The organism is Streptomyces sp. bgisy100 (assembly GCF_057709105.1).
In genome coordinates, this window is sequence record NZ_JBYITE010000032.1 from 40,936 (window position 1) to 59,485 (window position 18,550).

General features: G+C 73.8%; 14 protein-coding genes. 6 read left to right on the plus strand and 8 right to left on the minus strand.

Annotated features, from left to right (window positions below; translation table 11 throughout):
- Positions 1-160 precede the first annotated feature (160 nt).
- Positions 161-2,410, minus strand: coding sequence for a molybdopterin-dependent oxidoreductase (locus AC3EQ1_RS21020; protein ID WP_432095879.1), 2,250 nt, complete (start codon positions 2,408-2,410; stop codon positions 161-163).
- A 270-nt stretch (positions 2,411-2,680) separates the two neighbouring features.
- On the opposite strand from AC3EQ1_RS21020, the gene AC3EQ1_RS21025 reads away from it, so the two are divergent.
- Entirely contained in the window at positions 2,681-4,315 is a 1,635-nt protein-coding gene (locus tag AC3EQ1_RS21025) for an alpha/beta hydrolase (RefSeq protein ID WP_432095880.1), read from the plus strand.
- A gap of 223 nt (positions 4,316-4,538) precedes the next feature.
- Here the strand turns inward: AC3EQ1_RS21025 and AC3EQ1_RS21030 are convergent, their stop codons facing one another.
- The 4 genes from AC3EQ1_RS21030 to AC3EQ1_RS21045 all read right to left on the minus strand — a co-directional run bounded on the left by AC3EQ1_RS21030 (position 4,539) and on the right by AC3EQ1_RS21045 (position 9,727).
- On the minus strand, positions 4,539-5,174 hold the full coding sequence (locus AC3EQ1_RS21030) for a TetR/AcrR family transcriptional regulator (RefSeq protein ID WP_432095908.1): 636 nt from the start codon (positions 5,172-5,174) through the stop codon (positions 4,539-4,541).
- 271 nt (positions 5,175-5,445) lie between these two features.
- Positions 5,446-6,732, minus strand: coding sequence for a hypothetical protein (locus AC3EQ1_RS21035; protein ID WP_432095881.1), 1,287 nt, complete (start codon positions 6,730-6,732; stop codon positions 5,446-5,448).
- Positions 6,729-7,673, minus strand: coding sequence for a hypothetical protein (locus AC3EQ1_RS21040; RefSeq protein WP_432095882.1), 945 nt, complete (start codon positions 7,671-7,673; stop codon positions 6,729-6,731). The genes AC3EQ1_RS21035 and AC3EQ1_RS21040 overlap by 4 nt, the downstream gene beginning before the upstream one ends.
- Positions 7,670-9,727, minus strand: coding sequence for a right-handed parallel beta-helix repeat-containing protein (locus AC3EQ1_RS21045; RefSeq protein ID WP_432095883.1), 2,058 nt, complete (start codon positions 9,725-9,727; stop codon positions 7,670-7,672). Before AC3EQ1_RS21045 ends, AC3EQ1_RS21040 begins: the two co-directional genes overlap by 4 nt.
- A 202-nt stretch (positions 9,728-9,929) precedes the next feature.
- Here AC3EQ1_RS21045 and hmgA point away from each other — a divergent pair, with 202 nt between their 5' ends.
- The 3 genes from hmgA (at position 9,930) to AC3EQ1_RS21060 (ending at position 13,824) form a co-directional block, all read left to right on the plus strand.
- Positions 9,930-11,270 (plus strand): homogentisate 1,2-dioxygenase, encoded by a 1,341-nt coding sequence (gene hmgA, locus AC3EQ1_RS21050; protein WP_432095884.1) that lies wholly within the window; start codon positions 9,930-9,932, stop codon positions 11,268-11,270.
- A 198-nt stretch (positions 11,271-11,468) separates the two neighbouring features.
- Positions 11,469-12,215, plus strand: coding sequence for a GntR family transcriptional regulator (locus tag AC3EQ1_RS21055; RefSeq protein WP_432095885.1), 747 nt, complete (start codon positions 11,469-11,471; stop codon positions 12,213-12,215).
- Between the two features lie 367 nt (positions 12,216-12,582).
- Complete coding sequence (locus AC3EQ1_RS21060) at positions 12,583-13,824, plus strand: type ISP restriction/modification enzyme (RefSeq protein WP_432095909.1); 1,242 nt, start codon at positions 12,583-12,585, stop codon at positions 13,822-13,824.
- A gap of 196 nt (positions 13,825-14,020) precedes the next feature.
- Here AC3EQ1_RS21060 and AC3EQ1_RS21065 read toward each other — a convergent pair whose 3' ends face one another.
- Positions 14,021-14,545 (minus strand): LppU/SCO3897 family protein, encoded by a 525-nt coding sequence (locus AC3EQ1_RS21065; protein WP_432095886.1) that lies wholly within the window; start codon positions 14,543-14,545, stop codon positions 14,021-14,023.
- Positions 14,546-14,738: 193 nt separating this feature from the next.
- Positions 14,739-15,173, minus strand: a complete 435-nt coding sequence (locus AC3EQ1_RS21070; RefSeq protein ID WP_432095887.1) for a VOC family protein — start codon at positions 15,171-15,173, stop codon at positions 14,739-14,741.
- Positions 15,174-15,362: 189 nt separating this feature from the next.
- Between AC3EQ1_RS21070 and AC3EQ1_RS21075 the strand changes: the two genes are divergently transcribed.
- The gene (locus AC3EQ1_RS21075) at positions 15,363-16,571 is read left to right on the plus strand and encodes a CaiB/BaiF CoA transferase family protein (protein WP_432095888.1); all 1,209 of its coding nucleotides are present in this window, start codon (positions 15,363-15,365) and stop codon (positions 16,569-16,571) included.
- On the opposite strand, the gene AC3EQ1_RS21080 is transcribed toward AC3EQ1_RS21075, so the two are convergent.
- Positions 16,568-17,443: a helix-turn-helix transcriptional regulator gene (locus tag AC3EQ1_RS21080; RefSeq protein WP_432095889.1), complete on the minus strand. Its 876-nt coding sequence runs from the start codon at positions 17,441-17,443 to the stop codon at positions 16,568-16,570. The two genes, AC3EQ1_RS21075 and AC3EQ1_RS21080, sit on opposite strands and share 4 nt — an antisense overlap.
- A gap of 205 nt (positions 17,444-17,648) precedes the next feature.
- Here AC3EQ1_RS21080 and AC3EQ1_RS21085 point away from each other — a divergent pair, with 205 nt between their 5' ends.
- Positions 17,649-18,500 carry an oxidoreductase gene (locus AC3EQ1_RS21085; RefSeq protein WP_432095890.1) on the plus strand — a complete coding sequence of 284 codons (852 nt, stop codon included), beginning with the start codon at positions 17,649-17,651 and terminating at the stop codon, positions 18,498-18,500.
- Positions 18,501-18,550 lie beyond the last annotated feature (50 nt).

The following is an 18,550-nucleotide window of genomic DNA, read 5'->3' on the forward strand; positions in this document are numbered from 1 at the left end:
CACCAATCGTTCGCCCGTGAACTCCACCGGGGGCGAGCAGTCCCGGCAGCCGCCGGTGGCGGTCCGGATGACCGTAGGGGGCCGAACTCCGCGTGAACAAGACCTTGACGCGTGAGCAATAAGCGCAAAAGACCAGGTCAACGCGGTGCGCGTGGAAGGTTCAGCGCACGGGGGCCACCTGCACGGGGAAGCCGTTGAGGACGGCGGTGCCGGAGAGCGGGTCGAGCAGGCTGCCGTCGAGGAGCTGGTTGACATTGGCTCCGGCGTCGGCCGAGGCGACGCGGAGCCGGGTGCCGGGCCGGTGGTGGCCCCAGCCGTGCGGCAGGCTGACGACTCCGGCGCGGACGGCGTCGGTCACCTCGACGGGCACCCGGAGCCCGCCCCCGTCCGCCGTCACCTCGGCCTCCGCGCCGTGGGTCAGACCGAGCCGGGCGGCGTCCTGCGGGTGCACCTGGAGGGTGCAGCGGTTGCTGCCGCCGGTGAGCGCGGGCAGGTTGTGCATCCAGCTGTTGTTGGACCGCAGATGGCGGCGGCCGACGAGGACGAGTCCGGCGGGGCGGCCGGTCAGGGCGCGGCGCAGCCGGGGCAGGTCGGCGACGACCGGCTCCGGGCACAGCTCGACCTTTCCGCTGCGGGTCCGCAGGAGTTCCGGGAGGCGCGGCGCGAGCGGACCGAGGTCGATGCCGTGCGGGTGGGCGAGGAGCACCTCCAGGCCGAGGCCGCCGGGCGCCTGCTCCGGGCCGGCGGCGCGCGGCGCGCCGAACCCGTCGCCGTACGGGCCGAGCCGGAGCATCAGGTCCAGCCGCCGTTCGGCACCGGTGCGGCCGTGGAGCCGCCCGGCCAGGTCGGCCGGGTCGCGGCCGTGGACGGGTGAGTGCGGGTCGGCGACGGCCTTGGCCAGGGCGGTGTCGATGGCCAGGGTGTCGACGGCCGACGGGTCGGCCCCGTGCGTCCCGCTGACGCACAGCACGAGCCGGGCGAGGATCTCGCATTCGTCGGGCCGGCCGTCGGGGAGCGGCAGCGCCTCGCGGGTGTAGCGGACCTGGTTGCGGACGGCGAACCCGTTGAACGCGAAGTCGTGGTGGGCGCTCTGCGCGGGCCTCGGCGGGGGCAGCACCACCTGGGCGTGCCGGGAGGTCTCGTTCAGGTAGGGGTCGACGGCGACCATGAAGTCCAGGCCGGCCAGGGCCCGGTCGAGGCGGTCGCCGTCGGGCGCGGACAGCACGGGGTTGGCGGCGACGGCGAGCACGGCGCGGACCCGCCCGTCCCCGGGGGTGTCGATCTCCTCGGCCAGGGCGGCGAGCGGGAATTCGCCCTTGACCTCCGGATGGCCGCTGACCCGGCTGTGCCGGCGCCCGAGGTCGAAGCCCTTGCCGGGACCGGCCGGCCGGGGCGCGCGGGCCGTGGCGGCGAGCGGGAACATCGCGCCGCCGGGCCGGTCGAGGTTTCCGGTGAGGGTGTTGAGCACGTCGACCAGCCAGTTGGCGAGGGTGCCGAACTCGACGGTCGAGCTGCCGACCCGCCCGTACACGGCCGCGGTGGGGGCGGCGGCCAGCTCCCGGGCGATGGCCCGGATCTCCGCGGCGGGGACGTCGCACGCCCCCGCCACCGCCTCGGGCGTGAAGTCGGCGGTCCGGGCGCGGACTTCGGCGACCCCGTCGACCTGGTCCGCGAGCGCGCCGAGGTCGACCAGGTCCTCGGCGAACAGCACCTGGACGAGCGCGGCGAGGAGCAGCGCGTCCGCGCCGGGACGGATGGCCACATGCCGGTCGGCGAGCTTGGCGGTGCGGGTGCGGCGCGGGTCGATGACGGTGAGCGTCCCGCCGCGGCGGCGCAGCGCCCTGAGCCGGCCGGGGAAGTCGGGGGCGGTGCACAGACTGCCGTTGGAGTCGAAGGGGTTGGCCCCGATGAGCAGCAGGTGGGCGGTGCGGTCGAGGTCCGGTACGGGTATGGCGAACGGGTCCCCGAAGAGCAGTCCGGAGGAGACGTGTTTGGGCATCTGGTCGACGGTGCTCGCGGTGTAGAGGTTGTGGGTGCGCAGGGCCCCGAGCAGCAGCGGCGGGTAGAGCGCGCCTGCCATGGTGTGGACGTTCGGGTTGCCGAGGACGACGGCGACGGCGTCGGGGCCGTGTTCCTCGATCACCGGCCGCAGCCCGGCGGCGACCGCGTCGAACGCCTCCCCCCAACTCGCCTCCCGGAGCTCTCCGTCACGCCGTACGAGCGGCCGGGACAGGCGGTCCGGGTCGCCGTCGAGCTCGCCGAAGGCGGCTCCCTTGGGGCAGATGAAGCCGGCGCTGAACACGTCGTCGCGGTCACCGCGGGCCCCGGTGACCCTGTCCCCCTCGACGGTGAGGGTGAGGCCGCAGGTGGCCTCGCACAGCGGGCAGATACGCAGGGCGGTACGGCTCATTCGGTCCCTCCCGGGGCACGGCTGCGGCGGCGCGGCACGACGCCCCGACCATACCGACCGGTACGCATGCGAGGGGAGCCCCCGGACGTCGATTCGTCCGTCGCGACAGGTGGCCGAGAGTGGCCCGTCCCGTACAACTCGGGTACCACGCAAGGCTGTTGTGTCATCCCCAGGGCGGACAGAGGTGCAGCCCCGTTGAGGGATCCGCATGCGGGGCGGCCCCTGAAAGATCTCTCCTGTCCGAAATTTACGACCGGAAGGATCGATATCGTGCGCAGACGACGTCTCGCGCCCCTGGTGGCCGTGAGTGTCACGGCAACGCTGGCTCCCGCGCTCGCCACCGCCACGGCCACCGCCGCTCCGGCCGCCACCCCGTCGGCCGCCTCCTCTTCCGCCGCCAAGGGCGCGCTGGACCGGTACGTGCAGCAGAAGCCTCGGTGGAAGCGGTGCAGTGCCGACTCTCCGGCGACCTTCCAGTGCGCCACGATCAAGGTCCCGCTGGACTACCGGGCTCCCGAGGGCAAGCGGATGGACCTGGCCATATCCCGGATCAAGAGCACCGCGCCCGGCAAGCGGCACGGTGTCCTCTTCTCCAACCCCGGCGGCCCGGGGGGACCGGGGCTCTTCATGCCGCTGAGCATGCAGGAGTCGCTCCCCCGGTCCGGCCGGCAGAAGTACGACCTCATCGGCTTCGACCCGCGCGGTGTGGGACGCAGCAGCCCCGTCTCCTGCGGTCTGAAGCCGAAGGACGAGAACTGGCTGCGGCCGTACAAGGAGAAGACGTTCGACAAGGACGTCGCCTGGGCACGCGCCGTCGCGAAGAAGTGCCGGAACAAGGCGGGCGGCACGCTCGGGCACATCACCACGCGCAACACCGCGCGCGACATGGATCTGCTCCGGGCGGTCCTCGGCGAGAAGAAGATCTCGTACGTGGGCTACTCGTACGGCACCTACCTGGGCTCCGTCTACACCCAGCTCTTCCCGGGCCGGGCCGACCGGTTCGTGCTGGACAGCGCGGTCGACCCGGCGCGCGCCTGGCGGGGGATGATCCAGTGGTGGGCGGAGGGCGCCGAGCCCGCGTTCGACCGGTGGACCGGGTGGACCGCCGAGCGTTCGCGGAAGTACGGCCTCGGTGACACCCCGAAGAAGGTCGAGCGGACCTTCTGGGACCTGGTCGCGCAGGCCGACGAGAAGCCCATCGAGGTGGACGGGCAGCCGACCACCGGTGACGACATCCGGAGCGGTTTCCGCGGGGCGGTCTTCAGCCCGAAGGAGGCCGCCGAGGGGCTCGTGGAGCTGAAGAAGGCCGCGGCCGGCAAGCCCGCCTCCGCGAAGAAGCTCGCGGTGTTCGCCGGGTCCGAAGGAACCGGGACGGCGGGTGCCGCCGAGACGCCGTCCGACAACATGACGGCGAGCCTCTGGGCCGTGGTGTGCGGCGACAACTCGGCCGCGTGGTCCCGCGATCCCGAGAGCTACCGGCGGGACGCCATCGAGGACAAGGGCCGTTACCCGCTCTTCGGCGACTTCGCGTCCAGCATCAAGCCCTGTGCGTTCTGGGGCAAGTCCGCGGAACCGGCAACAGAGGTGAACAACACGGTCGGCTCCCTGATCGTCCAGAACGAGTGGGACGCGCAGACCCCGCTGCCCAGCGCTCAGGCCCTGCACGCCGACCTGAAGCGCTCGAAGATGCTCACCGTCCTCGGCGGCGAGGGCCACGGCGTCTACCCGAACGGCAACGCGTGCACGGACGGCACGGTCAACCGCTACCTGCTCACCGGCAAGCTCCCGGCGAAGGACGTGACCTGCAAGGCGACGGCCGATTCGAACGCGGAGGCACGGAAGAACCGGAAGCGGGACGCGCTCCCCGGATCTCCGCTCCCGGGGCGGGCACCGGACCGCTTCTGAGCCCGGCCGCGCGGCCCATTGCCGCAATGCTCCCTTGCCGTACGACCTCTTGACGACGGGGCGGGACCTCCCAGCGGGGTCCCGTCCCCTCGTGCGTCGGCGGCTCGTGCGTCGTCTGGTTCGTGCGTCGGCGGCTCGTGCATCGGGGCTCGTGCGTCGTCCCCGCCTGCGTCGTCGGCGCCGGAGGAACGCGAGAGCCGGTGGTGCGGGCGGACCGGCGTCCTCAGTCGAGAAGGCGCGCCAGATAGGCCCGCACCAGCTCCTTGGTCTCGGCGATGATCGCTCGGTCACCGGACGGCTCGGTACGGAAGGCTAGTTGCAGCAGCGCGTCGGCGGCTTCGACCGCGACCAGGAACGTGCGGCGCAGCTCGGCGTCGGGCTCTTGGCCCAGCCGTCCCGCGAGCAGGTCGCACAGCCGGTCGGCGACGAGGTGGTTGGCGGGGTCGGGAATTCCGGCGGCGGGCACCGGCACCCCGAAGTCGATGTGCGAGAAGCCCGCTACATCCCGCCTCATCCCGATATAGACATCGATGACCACATCGAGCGCGCGACGCCAGTCGAGCGGGTCGGCCGCGCCGAGCCCCTCGTTGACCCGCGCGATGTAGACCTCGAGGTTGCGGTGGGCGAGAGCGTCGGCCAGCGCGCGCTTGTTACTGAAGAAGCGGTAGACGGAGCCGATCGGGACCCCGGCGCGGAGCGCCACGACGCGGGTGGTCAGCTCCTCGTAGCCGACCTCGTCCAGGACCTCGGCGCAGGCGTCGAGGATCCGTGCGAGGCGTTCGGCGCTGCGCTGCTGCACGGGCATGCAGCGCAGGGTGGGGCGGGACTGCTGGTCACTGGACGTGGGCACGGGGTCCATCATGCCTTCCCCTCTCCGGCGCTCGGGACCGGGTGCTGTCCGACGAGGGTGGTACGGGCCGAGGGCCGCGGTACGCAGGCCTTTAGTCCGCGGCGGGCCGCCGGGCCGGAGGCCACTACAGCCGGTGCCGGACACCGGGCCGACCGAGCCGACCGGGCCGGGGGCGGCCGGACGTCGGGTATCGGGTGGTCGGGCGGCGGCCCGGCGGTCGAGCGGCCCCGGCGGTCGCGCGCGGTCCGGCGGTCGCGCGCGGTCCGGCGGTCGACCGCGGTCAGGCGATGAGCAGCCCGATCCCCCCGAGGGTGAACACGATCATCAGCACGAGGATCGGGAGCTGACCGGCGACGGCACGTGCCGCGGGGAAGAGCCGTACGGCCCGGTCGTGGGCGGCGACGACCCCGAGGACATGGCCGGTGACGACGGCCGTGACCTGGAGTGCGGCGAGGGCACCCGGCCCGAGCGGCGGCGCCGGGCCGTCCGCGGGGCGACTGCCGGCCGCCAGGAGCAGGGTCCGGGGGCCTTCGGTGAGCAGCAGCGTGCAGTAGTGGGCGATCAGATAGCCCGCGGCGATCGGCAGCAGCGCGTGGACGAAGGCCGTGAACGGATGGGGCACCGGGCCGGAGATGAGGCGGACGACGCCCGCGCAGACGCTGTGCAGGACCCCGACCAGGGCGACGGCTCCGAGGAGGCCCAGGGTGGCGGTGGGGGTCCGGCCCAGCGGCGAGGTCTGGACCGTGTCGATCCAGGAGGGCGCGTCGGAGAAGCCGTCGTAGGCGGTGCTGCCGAGCATCACACAGACCGTGGCGACCAGTCCGGGAGCGGCCGGTGTCGCGTCCAGCCCGTCGAACGGGTTGCGCAGGACGAGCCGTCCGTCGGCCCGGCGGCCGACCGGGGCGAGCCGTCCGAGCAGCGCCGAGTACACCTCGAAGGCGTCGCACCGGTCGAACCACCCGCGCCCGCAGAGGCCGGCGCCCGCCAGCTGGACGAGGGCGTAGCCGGTGAGGAAGGCGAGGAGGGCACCGGCCGACGCGGGCTCGGGCGAGGCGAGTTCGAGCCAGGTGTAGGCGAGCAGGCCGGCGGCGGCCGGCCAGTGGCCGAGGCGGTCGGGCAGCGGAACGGGCCCGGTGGCGGGGTCGCGGCGCAGGGCGCGGCAGAGCCCGGTGTGCAGGGCGCGCAGCGGGTTGAGCAGCCGCCACACGGGGCCGAGCAGGAGCGAGGCCGGGACGAGCCCCACCCAGAACAGGACGTGGACGGCGCCGGGTGCCGGGTTGCGGTCGGGGTCGTCGGGCCCGGCCAGCAGGAACAGGCAGACGGCTGCGCCCGCGAGGAGGCCGAGGCCCCGGAGCCCGGTGCGCAGGGCGGGCGCGTCGGCGGCCCGCCGGACCGCGGCGGGAAGCGGGCGGCCTCCGTCGGCGCCGCGGAACCGGGACGCGGACCAGAGCAGCCCCAGGGCGAGGAACGAGACGAACAGGGCCGCGAACGCCCCGGCGTAGGCGTGGAACGGCGAGATCGGCAGGTCGTGCGAGGAGCCGACGCCGTGCGCGAGGGGGCGGTTCACCGGACGGCGAGCTGGGCCAGCAGCAGCCCGGATCCATGGGTCTCCACCTCGAACAGCCCGGTGCGGTCCAGGACGACGGTGAGCGTGGTGGTCCGCCCGGCCCGCAGCGCGGCGGACCGGTCGATGCCGTGGACGTGCAGCTCGTCGTCGGTGTCGCTGGTGACGCGCAGGGCGATCCGCCGGCCCTTGCGCAGCTCGATCCGGCCGGGGCGGGGGCTGACCCGGCCGTCGGCGATCCGGACCGTGATCGTCCGGTCGGCGCGCGGCCGTCCCTGCCCGGTGGCCGGGGGTGCGCTGCCCGCCCCGCCGCCCGAGGAGGGCCGGCCGGACTCCGGCGGATGGTGGTGGCCGTGGCCCTGGGAGGGACGGCCGTGCCCGCTGCCCGCCGTGGCCGTGAGCCGGGCGGAGCCCTCGACGGGCCGGCCGCGTACCGCCCACGCCGTGTGGTCGTCGGCGTAGAGCCGGGCGGTGAGCGTGTGGCGGCCGGCCGGGACACCGGCGGCGGGCAGGTGGTGCCAACGGCCGTAGACCCGGGCCAGCTTGCGCCCGTCGAGCAGGAGATGGGCGTGGCCGCCGCCGGGTACGGCGGCGCCGCCGACGCTGTCCGGGGTGAAGCGGAAGCGGCGGACGTCCAGCCGGACGTTCCAGCCGTCCTCCGCGTCGGGCCGGACGGTCACGGTGACGGCCGGTGCGCCGCGCGCGGGCACTTCCCGCAGCCGGTGCCCCTCACCGTCGTCGGCGGTGAGCAGCCGGCCGGCCGGCCCGTCGGCGACGTCGTGACGGGTGCCCGGCTTGTGATGGGTGGTTGGCCGCTCGGCACAGCCGGCCGCGCCCAGCGCAAGGATCAGTGCGAGGGCCGGCGCGACGACGGCGGACCGGGCCGGCTGCCCCGGGCGGCACCGCGGGCGGGTTCGACGTGCCCTGCTCCCCGGCCCCGTCATGCCGCCGCTCCCGCCGGGTCCGCGGACCGTTCGTCCGTCCGCCCTGGCGCCGGGCCGGCGCTCCGCGCCGAGGCCACGACGGCCCAGAGCACCCACACCACCCCGAGCACGCCGCGCAGCCACGCGGGGCTCAACGGCAGCCAGGGGACCAGCAGTACGGCCTTGTCGAAGGCGTCCAGCAGCGTCAGTGCGCCGAGCACCACGGTCGTCCAGCCGAACGCGGGCCGCCGCCCGCGCAGCGCGAGCCCCACGACGACCCACCACACCCCGGTGCACAGCAGGGCCAGTGGCGGCACGGCGGTCGGCGCCAGCGAGGTGGTCGCGCCGGCCACGTCGAGGACCAGCCCGGCCGCGCCCAGTGCCGTGGCGGCCGTGGCCCAGCGGTGGTGGCGCAGCCGGCGCCACCAGAGCACCCCGCCGACCAGGGCGAGGACGGCGGCGACGGCCAGCGCGAGCTGCACCTCGATCCGCTCGGCGCCGCGCGCCCCGTACCAGTCGCAGCCCGCGGGCAGCCGCCGGGCGCCCACGTCGTAGTCGGCGCAGACCAGCAGTTGGGCGATCTTCACCGGCTCGGCCAGCAGGCGGTGGGAGCCGCCGGAGACCTCCCCGGGCTTCCGTCCGCACTCCGGCAGGGTGCGCGGGCTGCTGGCGCCGGTGTCCGACTGCCAGCAGTTGTCCCGGCCCTGGCCGTCCCACCACACATCGGTGCGGTTGGGCCGGTGCTCGCCGCCGCGGGTCAGGCCCAGCCGGTTGCCGGTGTACCGGTTGTGGTGCGAGGTGTCGGTCTGTTTCGACCACGCCTCCTCGCCGCGGATCCAGGCGGGCACGGCGTTCAGGTAGAAGCCGGTCCGGCGGTGCCCGTAGACCCAGTTGTCCTCGAAGACGTTCCAGTTGCCCCCGGCGGTGATGACGCCGGTGCCGGGTGGCATGGAGATCTGCGGGCAGACGACCCCGCGCTCGTAGCCGCGCTCGGCGGAGGGCCGGGCGCAGGTCCCGTCGGCGACGTAGGGGTAGTAGTCCTGGTTGTTGTCGTGGATGAGGTTGCGCTCGAACCGGGCGTGGTTCTGCGGGAGACCGGGGTGTCCGGGGAAGGCGCTGTCCATGGAGGCGCCGCCCATGTTGTGGTCGAACTCGTTGTCGTGCGCCCAGACCGAGTCCCCGGCCGTGCCCGAGTAGCCGACCATGTTGTGGTGGCTGCGGCAGTCCCGGATCTCGATGGAGTAGCGGGGTACGGCGTAGCCGCGGCCGTCGTTGATGTCGGAGGCGCTGCCGGGGTAGATGCCGGAGTCGCCGTTGCCGTAGGACTCGCAGTTCTTGTACAGCCCGTGGTCGCTGGCGAAGGTGAGGAAGCCGTACTCGTCGTTCCAGCGGGTGAGCACGTCGTCGATGACGAAGCCGTCGGCGGCCAGCACGTACAGCGAGTTGAACGTGGTGCGCTGGGCGGTGAAGTTGCGGAAGTAGACGCCGTCGGAGCCGTCCGCCCGGATCGCGTTGAGCTTGCGGTACCCGGCGTCGACGACCACGTCGCGCGGCCCGGCGCCGGTGCCCTCGATCTGCAGGTCCTTCTTGCCCAGGACGGCGACCAGGTTCTGGTTGTGCGGGCACTGCCGCTGCTGGGCGTAGGAGAGGATCTGGTAGCCGAGCGCGGCCTTGCGGGCGGTGAGCCGGGCGCAGGCGCCGGTGGGCGCGGGCTGGGAGGGCTCCTCCTCGTAGCGGCCGGGCAGGACGGCGATGTTCATGCCCGGCCGGTCCACGGCGTCGACCGCTGCCTGAAGGTGCCGGAAGCCGTCCCTCCGGCACCGTTCGTACAGCTGGAGGTTGCGGCGGCGCAGATCGTCGGGGAAGCCGGCGATCCGGCGCTCGAAGTCGCGCCGGCCGGTCTTGCACACCAGCAGGTCCGGCTCGCCCTTCCGGTACACCGGGACGCTGCCGGTGCCGTCGGGGAAGCGGACCTCGCGCTCCTCGTGTGCCTCCGCGGCGGGCGCAGTCGCCAGCAGCGCGGCCAGCACGACCAGCAGAGCAGCCACTTTTCGTGTCCATGCCGAAGAGGCCATGGGCGAAAAGTAGAGCAGGGCTCATGTATTGGGAAGACCCATGAAGGCCCCCATGAGGACCTTGAAGGCCCTGAAGGGTGCATGGGGGGCCTGAAGGCCCTGAAGGGCCGTGCGGGGCGCCGGCGGCCGGGACGTCATTGACGGACCCCCGACCGCATTCCTATGGTCTTCCATAGGATTCCTTGAGCGGCGGGAGCACACGATGAGCAGCAGCGGCGGCATCGAGCAGGCGAGGAAGGCGGCCGAGGGGCTGGCCCACTCCCCCGGCTTCGGCAATGAGCACAGCTCGGAGGCGATTCCCGGCGCGCTGCCGCTCGGCCGCAACTCTCCACAGCGCGCCCCGCTGGGCCTCTACGCGGAGCAGCTCAGCGGCTCCGCCTTCACCGAGCCGCGCGCGCACAACCGCCGCTCCTGGCTGTACCGCATCCGCCCGTCGGCCGCGCACCCGGCGTTCGTCCGCACCGACAACGGCGCCCTGCGCAGCGCCCCGTTCACCGAGACGGTCCCGGACCCGAACCGGCTGCGCTGGAACCCGCTGCCCGAGCCGGACGGCCCGGTGGACTTCGTCGGCGGCCTGTGGACCCTCGGCGGCAACGGCGACGCCCAGCAGCGCACCGGCATGGCGATCCACCTCTACAACGCCACCGCCTCGATGACCGACCGGGTGTTCTCGGACGCCGACGGCGAGCTGCTGATCGTCCCCGAGCGCGGCGGGCTGCTGCTGCGCACGGAGTTCGGCCTGCTGCGGGCCGAACCGGGGCACGTGGCGCTGATCCCCCGCGGGGTGCGGTTCCGCGTCGAACTCCTCGACACGAGCGCCCGGGGCTATGTGTGCGAGAACTACGGGCAGCCGTTCACCCTGCCCGACCTGGGCCCCATCGGCGCCAACGGGCTGGCCAACGCCCGCGACTTCCTCGCGCCGGTGGCGGCGTACGAGGACCGCGAGGGCCCCGTCGAGGTGATCAACAAGTTCTGCGGCAACCTCTGGACCGCCACCTACGACCACTCCCCGCTGGACGTCGTCGCCTGGCACGGCAACCATCTGCCGTACGTCTACGACCTGCGCCGCTTCAACGTCCTGGGCAGCATCAGCTACGACCACCCGGACCCGTCGATCTTCACCGTGCTCACCTCGCCGTCGGACACCCCCGGCCTCGCCGGTGTCGACTTCGTGGTGTTCGCCCCGCGCTGGCTGGTGGGCGAGGACACGTTCCGGCCGCCGTACTTCCACCGCAACGTGATGAGCGAGTACATGGGCCTGATCGAGGGCGCGTACGACGCCAAGGCGGAGGGGTTCGTGCCGGGCGGCGGCTCGCTGCACAACATGATGTCGGCGCACGGTCCCGACCGGGAGACCTTCGACCGGGCGAGCGCCGCCGAGCTGCGGCCGCAGAAGATCGACGACGGGCTGGCCTTCATGTTCGAGACCCGCTGGCCGGTGACCGCCACCCGCCAGGCGGCGGAGGCCGGCCACCTGCAGCGCGGCTACGACGACGTGTGGCAGGGTCTGGAGGCGAACTTCCGCCCCGGGGACCGCCCCTAGGGCCTGTCGTCCGGATCGGGCAGGACCGGGATCGGCGCCGTGCACCGCGCGCCCGGCCCGACCCGACGACAGCCCCCCGGAGGCACCGCGGACCGGACCCCGGCACCTCGCCCCGGTCCGGTCCTCCGGAGCCGCGGCCGCACCCGACACGGGTGCCCGCGGCCCCCGGCCCAGCCGTCATCGCCCCGGAGCCGCACCGTGACCACCTTCGCCCCCGACTCCCTCGTACTGAACCGCAAGCTGCCGCTGTGGTACCAGGTATCGCAGTCGCTGCGGGCCTCGATACTGGGCCGCAGCCCGCAGGAGCCGCTGCGGCTGCCCACCGAGGACCGGCTGGCGGAGCACTACGGGGTCAGCGTGCTCACCATGCGCCAGGCCCTCAAGGAGCTGGAGACGGAGGGGCTGATCAGCCGGCACCGGCGGCGCGGGACGTTCATCGAACCGTCCGCACAGCGCGGCGCCCCGGTCCGGCTGCTGGGCTCGGTGGACGCCATCGTGGCCCAGCAGTCGGGCGAGCGGGCCACCGTCCTGAGCCACGGGGCGGTGCCCGTCCCGGCCGATCTGGCGGAGCACTTCCCCGGTCTGGACGAGGTGGTGGAGTACCGGCGGCTGCGCTGCGAGGAGAGCAGCGGCGAACCGACCAACTGGGCCGAGAACGCGGTACGGCCCGAGCTCGCCGAGCGGATCGACCTCGCCGATCTGACGCGCCTGCCGATGACGAAGGTGCTGCGGGACGCGGTCGGGGTGCGGATCAGCCGGATCACGGACACCGTCGAGGCCCGCCTCGCCGACCCGGAGACCGCCCGGCTGCTGAACGTGCCGCTGCTCAGCCCGATCCTGCACTACACGGGCGTGACGTACGACGAGTCCGGCCGGGTGGTCGACGTGGCGCGGATCCGCTACCGCGGGGACCGCTTCTCCTTCACGGTGACTCTGGAGGCATGAGGGCCACCCACGGTGGTTCCGACCACAGGACCGGGCTGTGCCGGCCGGCAACGCGGGAGACGGACGGGGCGGGAGGCGGACGGGGGCCGCGGTGCGGGGTGGAGACCTGATGGTCCGGGGCACAGCGGGGTGGAGACAGGACCGGCCCCGCGGTCCCGGCCGCAGGAGCCCGCTGCGCCCTCGGTCCGGTGACCCCGGCCGCAAGCGGGTCCCCCGCGCGGGCCGCGTGGGTACCATGCGGGCGGACGGAAGGACGTTCCGCGATGTCCATCGCGCCGGGGAGGGCCGCTGCGTGACGGCGAAACCAGCCGAGGAGCGGCCGGCCCCCGGGGCCGCGCCGCCCGGCGCCCCGCTGCTCGCGGACCTGATGCCCTGGTCCGTGGCGCCGCTGCGGGCGGGCCGGGCCTGGCCTCTCGCCCCGGACGCCGCGTCCCTGCGCGCCCGCTGGGACGCCCTGGTGCGGTGCGCATCGGCCGAGGAGCGCGCCGCCCTGTTCCAGCCCTCGCGGATCCGCGGACCGCACAGCGCGGTGCCCCAGCTGCCCGGCCACGACGCCCCGACGGCACCGCTCGCCGTGGAGCGCGGCCCGTGTCCCGAGCCGGTGCGGGTGCTGCACGGCCCGTTCGACCAGCAGTGGCTGATCCCCGACCACCGGCTGATCGACGCGGCCCGGCCGGAGCTGTGGCGGGTGGCCGGCCCCGGGCAGACCTTCATGGTGGAACAGGCACGCGGCCCGGTGCCCGCCGCCCGCGCGGCGGAGGGCCGGGCCCCGCTCGGTGACCCGGGCCCGGCCGGACCGGCCGTGGTGTGCTCCGCGCTGCTCCCGGACGGGTACGCGCCGGCCGGCCGGCCCGGGCGGATCCGGCCGCTCTTCCGGCGGCCCGGCGGCCGGGAGCCCAACCTGGCGCCCGGCCTGCTCGACCGGCTCACCGGTCTGCTCGGCCGGGCCGTCCGCGCCGAGGACTTCCTCGCCTGGACCACCGCCGCCGCGGCGCACGGTGCGGGCGGCTGCGCCGTGCCGCTCCCGCTCTCCCCCGCCGTCTGGGACACCGGGGTGGCGCTCGGCCGCCGGATGCTGTGGCTGTACACGCACGGCGCGCGCTGCGGCCGGTCGCCGGACGACCGCCCCAAACTGCCCGGCGGGCGCCGCCCGTACGTCCGGGCCGCCCTCCCGTCGAGCCTCCGCGACCTGTCCGGCACGCTGCGCTACGACGCCGACGCGGAGACCCTGCACCTGGGCGAGGGCCGGATCGCGCCGGTGCCCACGGGTGCCTGGGAGTTCCGGGCCGCGGGGGTCCGCGTGCTGGAGCACTGGGTCGAGCTCCGCACGGCCCCGGCACCGGCCGGGCCCCTGGACGCGGTCCGGCCGGCTCTCTGGCCGCGGGAGTGGACCTCCGACCTGCTGGAACTGATCACCGTGCTCGCCCTGCTGGCAGAACTCCAGCCGCAGCAGCGGGAGTTGGCCGGGATCCTCACCGAGGGGCCGCAGCTCACGGCCGACGAACTGCGGGCGGCCGGTGTGCTGCCCGCCCCGGCCGCGGCCCGCCACCCGGCGTCCGTGCTGGACCACCACGAGGAAGGCCCGAACGGCCAGTTCGCCCTGCTCTGAGCCGGTGCGGCGCCACTGCGGCCGGCCGACCACCACTGCGGCGGGCCGACGGGCGTGGTCCCTCATCGCCCGGGTGGGCACCCGGTCCTGCTGGAGACAGCGGACCGGACCGCGGGCGGAGCGGGCCCGGGCACAGCGCACCGACGGCGCAGCCGGCCCGGACACCCGCCCCCTCACGGCGTCCCGCGCTCGGTACCTACTTCTCGAGCGGCTTCAGACAGCGCGTGATCTGCGGCACGCCCCTGCGGAGCTCCTGGTACCGGCTGGTGCCGGCCGGGCAGGTGTCCACGCCTTCGGTCTCCACCACCGTGAACTCGGCCTCGACGCTCCCGCACTCGACGATCTCGATCACGGGCTTGCCCTCGGTGCCCTTGTTCTGCACGCAGTCGCCCGGCTCGGCCGAGACGGCGGCCTTCTCCGCGCCCTTGGCGACGGTCCGTCCGTGCTTGTTCTTGGTGAGGGTGTTGCCCTTGCTGTTGTAGCTCCAGACGGCGGCGATGCCGAGGGCGACGACCACCGCGAAGATCTTGACCTTGAGGCTGCTCCCGGGCCGCCGCGGCGGGCGCGGTGCGGGACCGGGCATCATCTGCGGCCCACCGTAGGGCGCCTGCCCCGGGTGGGGCTGCTGACCGTAGGGCCCCTGCTGCGGCGGTGCGCCGTACGGCGGCTGCTGCGGCTGGCCGTACGGGTGGTAGCCGCCGGGCGGCTGAGGCGTAGACATACGAGTCCCCCATGAATGACAGTACGGTGATGCCACGTCAAGATTGACGTGGAGCCGACAAGTTAGCGCCCGGCCGCCGGAGCCCCGAGCCCGGGGGCCACTGCTGTCCCTGTGCGTCGCCATACGCCCGCGATGTCCCCTGCGGAGCCCGGTCCGGGCCCCGGACTCCTCACCTCTCCGCCTCGGAGGATGCTCAGTCGAGACAGAACTCGTTGCCCTCGATGTCCTGCATCACCAGGCACGACTCGTTGTCCTCGTCGGCAGGCAGCAGTCGCACGCGCACCGCGCCGAGCGGGAGCAGGCGTGCGCACTCGGCCTCGAGCGCCGCCAGGCGCTCTTCCCCTACGAGTCCGGTGCCGACCCGCACGCAGAGATGCAGCCGATTCTTGACGGCCTTGCCTTCGGGAACGCGCTGAAAGAACAGCCGCGGGCCCACCCCTGAGGGATCCACGCAGGCGAACGCCGACCCCTGACGCTCAGGCGGCAGCGAGCGGTCGAAATCGTTCCACGTGGCGAAACCCTCCGGTGGCGGCGGTACGACGTACCCCAACACCTCGCACCAGAAACGAGCGACGCGCTCGGGTTCCGCGCAGTCGAAGGTGACTTGGAACTGCTTGACCGATGCCATCGGCGGACCATAGCAGGGGGACTGTGATGCTCACCTCTGCATGTGAGGAGAGGAAGAACGCTTCCCGCTGAGGCCCGGAATCGCCCCCGCACCGAGCCATGGCTGCCTTCAGGAAGTGATCACCGCCACTCGCCGCGGCCCCTCCGGCACCGATGACAAACGCCCGGCCGGCGCGATAGGACCAGGTCCATGAACGACTCCGCACAGCCGCAGCCCCTGCCGCTCGACGGCATCACCGTCGTCGCGGTCGAACAGGCCGTCTCCGCGCCCTTCGCCACCCGGCAGCTCGCCGACCTGGGCGCCCGGGTGATCAAGGTCGAGCGGCCGGACGGCGGCGACTTCGCCCGCGCCTACGACACCGCGGTGCACGGCCTGGCCTCGCACTTCGTCTGGGCCAACCGCGGCAAGGAGTCGATCGCGCTGGACCTCAAGGAGGCGCGGGGCCGGGAGATCCTGGAGCGGCTGCTGGCGGACTCGGACGTCTTCGTCCAGAACCTCGCCCAGGGCGCGGCGGCCCGGCTGGGGCTGGACGCCGCGGCGCTGTGCGCGCGCCACCCCCGGCTGGTGGCCGTGGACATCTCCGGTTACGGGCCGGACGGCCCGTACGCCCACAAGCGGGCCTACGACATGCTCGTGCAGTGCGAGGCCGGGCTGGTCTCGGTGACCGGCACACCGGAGCAGCCGGTGAAGGCGGGCATCCCCGCGGCCGACATCGCCGCCGCGATGTACGCCTTCTCCGGGGTGCTCGCGGCGCTGCTGCGGCGCGGTGTCACCGGCCGCGGCGGCCCGGTCGAGGTGTCGATGTTCGACGCGCTGGCCGAGTGGATGGGGCATCCGCTGTACTTCGGGATGTACGGAGGCGAGCCTCCGGCGCGCACCGGGGTCGCGCACGCCGTCATCGCCCCGTACAACGCCTTTCCGACGGCCGACGGGCCGCTGGTCCTGCTGTCGGTGCAGAACGACCGGGAGTGGCGGCGGCTCGCGGAACAGGTGCTGGAACGGCCCGAACTGGCCGAGGACCCGGACCACGCCACCAATGTGGCCCGGACCCGGAACCGCACGAAGACCGACGCGGCCGTCACGGAGGCGCTGAGCGGGATGACGGCCGGGGAGGCGGTGGAGCGGCTGGAGCGGGCGGGCATCGCCTGCGCCCGGCTCAACGGGGTGGCCGAGCTGGCCGCCCACCCCCAGTTGGCGGCCCGGGAGCGGTGGCAGGAGGTCGCCTCACCGGCGGGCCCCCTGCGCACGCTGCTCCCGCCCATCACCCTGCCCGGCGGGCAGGCACCGCCCACGGGAGCCGTACCGGCCCTGGGGGAACACACCGGAGCGCTGCTGCACGCCCTGGGGATGACGGACGAGCAGGTCGCCGCGCTGCGCCGGGACGGTGTCGTGGCCTAGCTCGACTCCGCGTGCGGCCCGTGCGAGGTCTCGGGCCGCTGTATCCACGCGGCCAGTAGCCGAAGCGCCTCTTCGGAGCTGGAGCCCGACTCGGCGGTGTAGACACTCAGCCGCTGGTCCGGGTCGGCGGGCAGGGTCAGGGACTCGTAGTTGAGGGTGAGCGGGCCGACGACCGGGTGGTGGAAGTGTTTGCTGCCATGCGTGTGCCGATGCACGTTCTGGTCGGCCCACCAGCGGCGGAAGTCCTCATCCGTGATCGAGAGTTCGCCGACGAGTTCGGCCAGCAGTGGATCGTGGGGATGGCGTCCGGCGTCGCGCCGGAGCGAGGCGACGATGTCGTGGGCGTGGGTGTCCCAGTGGGTGTACAGCGTGCGGGCGGTCTCGTCGCAGAACATGAACCGCACCAGGTTCCGTTCGCGGTGCGGCAGCGCGTCGAAGTCGGTGAGCAGCGCACGTGCCATCCGGTTGGACGCCAGTACGTCCAGTCGCCGCCCCAGCACAAGTGCGGGGGTGTGCTCGAGGGTCCGGAGGAGGTCGCGCAGGCCCGGGCGGACCGGCTGCGGACGCGTCGCCGTGCGGCGGGTCCTGCCCGCGGCGGGCTTGGCGAGCTGGAACAGATGGGCGCGTTCGTCGGGATCGAGGCGTAACGCGCGGGAGATGGCGTCCAGCACGGTCTCGGAGACGTTCAGTCGGCGTCCGCGTTCCAGGCGCACGTAGTAGTCGACGCTCACGCCCGCCAGTTGCGCGATCTCTTCGCGGCGCAGTCCCGGCACTCGCCGGGAGCCGCCGTCGTCGGACAGGCCCGCCTGGCGCGGGGTGATCCGTGCCCGCCGGGAGCGGAGGAACTCACCGAGAGCTGTGTTGCGGTCCATGCCGTTCACGATAGGGCCCGAGATCGCCCCGACGGCCCGCGAAAGGGGGACCGGCAGTCCCCCGGTCCGGCCGGCCCCGGGGCGAAGCGCACCCCCCGGAAGCCGATCAGCGGCCGATTCCGGTGCTGAAGTGGAACGTGTCGAGACCGGCCGGGACCCAACCGCCCCGGCCGGCCTCTGTTCGCATCGTACGAAGGGAACTCCTGTGTCGGACACCAAGACATTCCTGATCACCGGCGTCAGCACCGGCCTGGGCCGCGCACTCGCACGCGCCGCGTTGGCCGCGGGCCACCGGGTGGTGGGCACGGTGCGCACGCCCGCCGACGCACGGGCCTTCGAGGCGCTCGCCGGCGACGCGCACGCCCGCATCCTGGACGTGACCGACCATGACGCGGTGGACACGGTCGTGGACGGGACCGAGCGTGACCTGGGCCCGGTCGACGTACTCGTCGCCAACGCCGGGTACGGCCATGACGGCCTCTTCGAGGAGTCGTCGATGGATGACCTTCGCCGTCAGTTCGAGGTGAACGTCTACGGAACCGTGGCGATGATCAAGGCCGTGCTGCCGCACATGCGGGAGCGCCGTTCGGGCCACATCATCGCCGTCACCTCGATGGGCGGGCTGATCACCATGCCGGGCCTCAGCTTCTACCACGGCAGCAAGTTCGCGGTGGAGGGCATCCTCGAAACGCTCGGCAAGGAGGTCGCCGGTTTCGGCATCCATGTCACCGCCGTCGAGCCGGGCAGCTTCCGGACCGACTGGGCCGGCCGCTCGATGATCCGCGCACCCCGTGTGATCGCCGACTACGACGAGCTGTTCGAGCCGCTGCGCGCCCGGCGCATCCACGGCAGCGGGCACCAGCCGGGTGACCCGGACAAGGCCGCGGCCGCCGTGCTGCGCATCGTGGCGGCCGGCCGGCCGCCGGCGCGCCTGCTGCTCGGCACCGACGCGCTTCGGCTCGTCCAGGCCGGACGCGACACCTTCGAGCGCGACATGCTGGCATGGGCCGAGTTGTCGGCCTCCACCGACTTCGACGACGTCAGCCGGCCCGCCTGACGTCACTCGCTGTCGGGCCCCTGGCGCGGAGCCTCGACGGCGGCCGTCAT

Coding starts and splice junctions, on each gene's coding strand:
- AC3EQ1_RS21020 (WP_432095879.1), bottom strand. CDS start 2,410: ATGAGCCGTACCGCCCTGCGTATCTGCCCGCTGTGCGAGGCCACCTGC.
- AC3EQ1_RS21030 (WP_432095908.1), bottom strand. CDS start 5,174: ATGGACCCCGTGCCCACGTCCAGTGACCAGCAGTCCCGCCCCACCCTG.
- AC3EQ1_RS21040 (WP_432095882.1), bottom strand. CDS start 7,673: ATGACGGGGCCGGGGAGCAGGGCACGTCGAACCCGCCCGCGGTGCCGC.
- AC3EQ1_RS21045 (WP_432095883.1), bottom strand. CDS start 9,727: ATGGCCTCTTCGGCATGGACACGAAAAGTGGCTGCTCTGCTGGTCGTG.
- hmgA (WP_432095884.1), top strand. CDS start 9,930: ATGAGCAGCAGCGGCGGCATCGAGCAGGCGAGGAAGGCGGCCGAGGGG.
- AC3EQ1_RS21060 (WP_432095909.1), top strand. CDS start 12,583: ATGCCCTGGTCCGTGGCGCCGCTGCGGGCGGGCCGGGCCTGGCCTCTC.
- AC3EQ1_RS21065 (WP_432095886.1), bottom strand. CDS start 14,545: ATGTCTACGCCTCAGCCGCCCGGCGGCTACCACCCGTACGGCCAGCCG.
- AC3EQ1_RS21070 (WP_432095887.1), bottom strand. CDS start 15,173: ATGGCATCGGTCAAGCAGTTCCAAGTCACCTTCGACTGCGCGGAACCC.
- AC3EQ1_RS21075 (WP_432095888.1), top strand. CDS start 15,363: ATGAACGACTCCGCACAGCCGCAGCCCCTGCCGCTCGACGGCATCACC.
- AC3EQ1_RS21080 (WP_432095889.1), bottom strand. CDS start 17,443: ATGGACCGCAACACAGCTCTCGGTGAGTTCCTCCGCTCCCGGCGGGCA.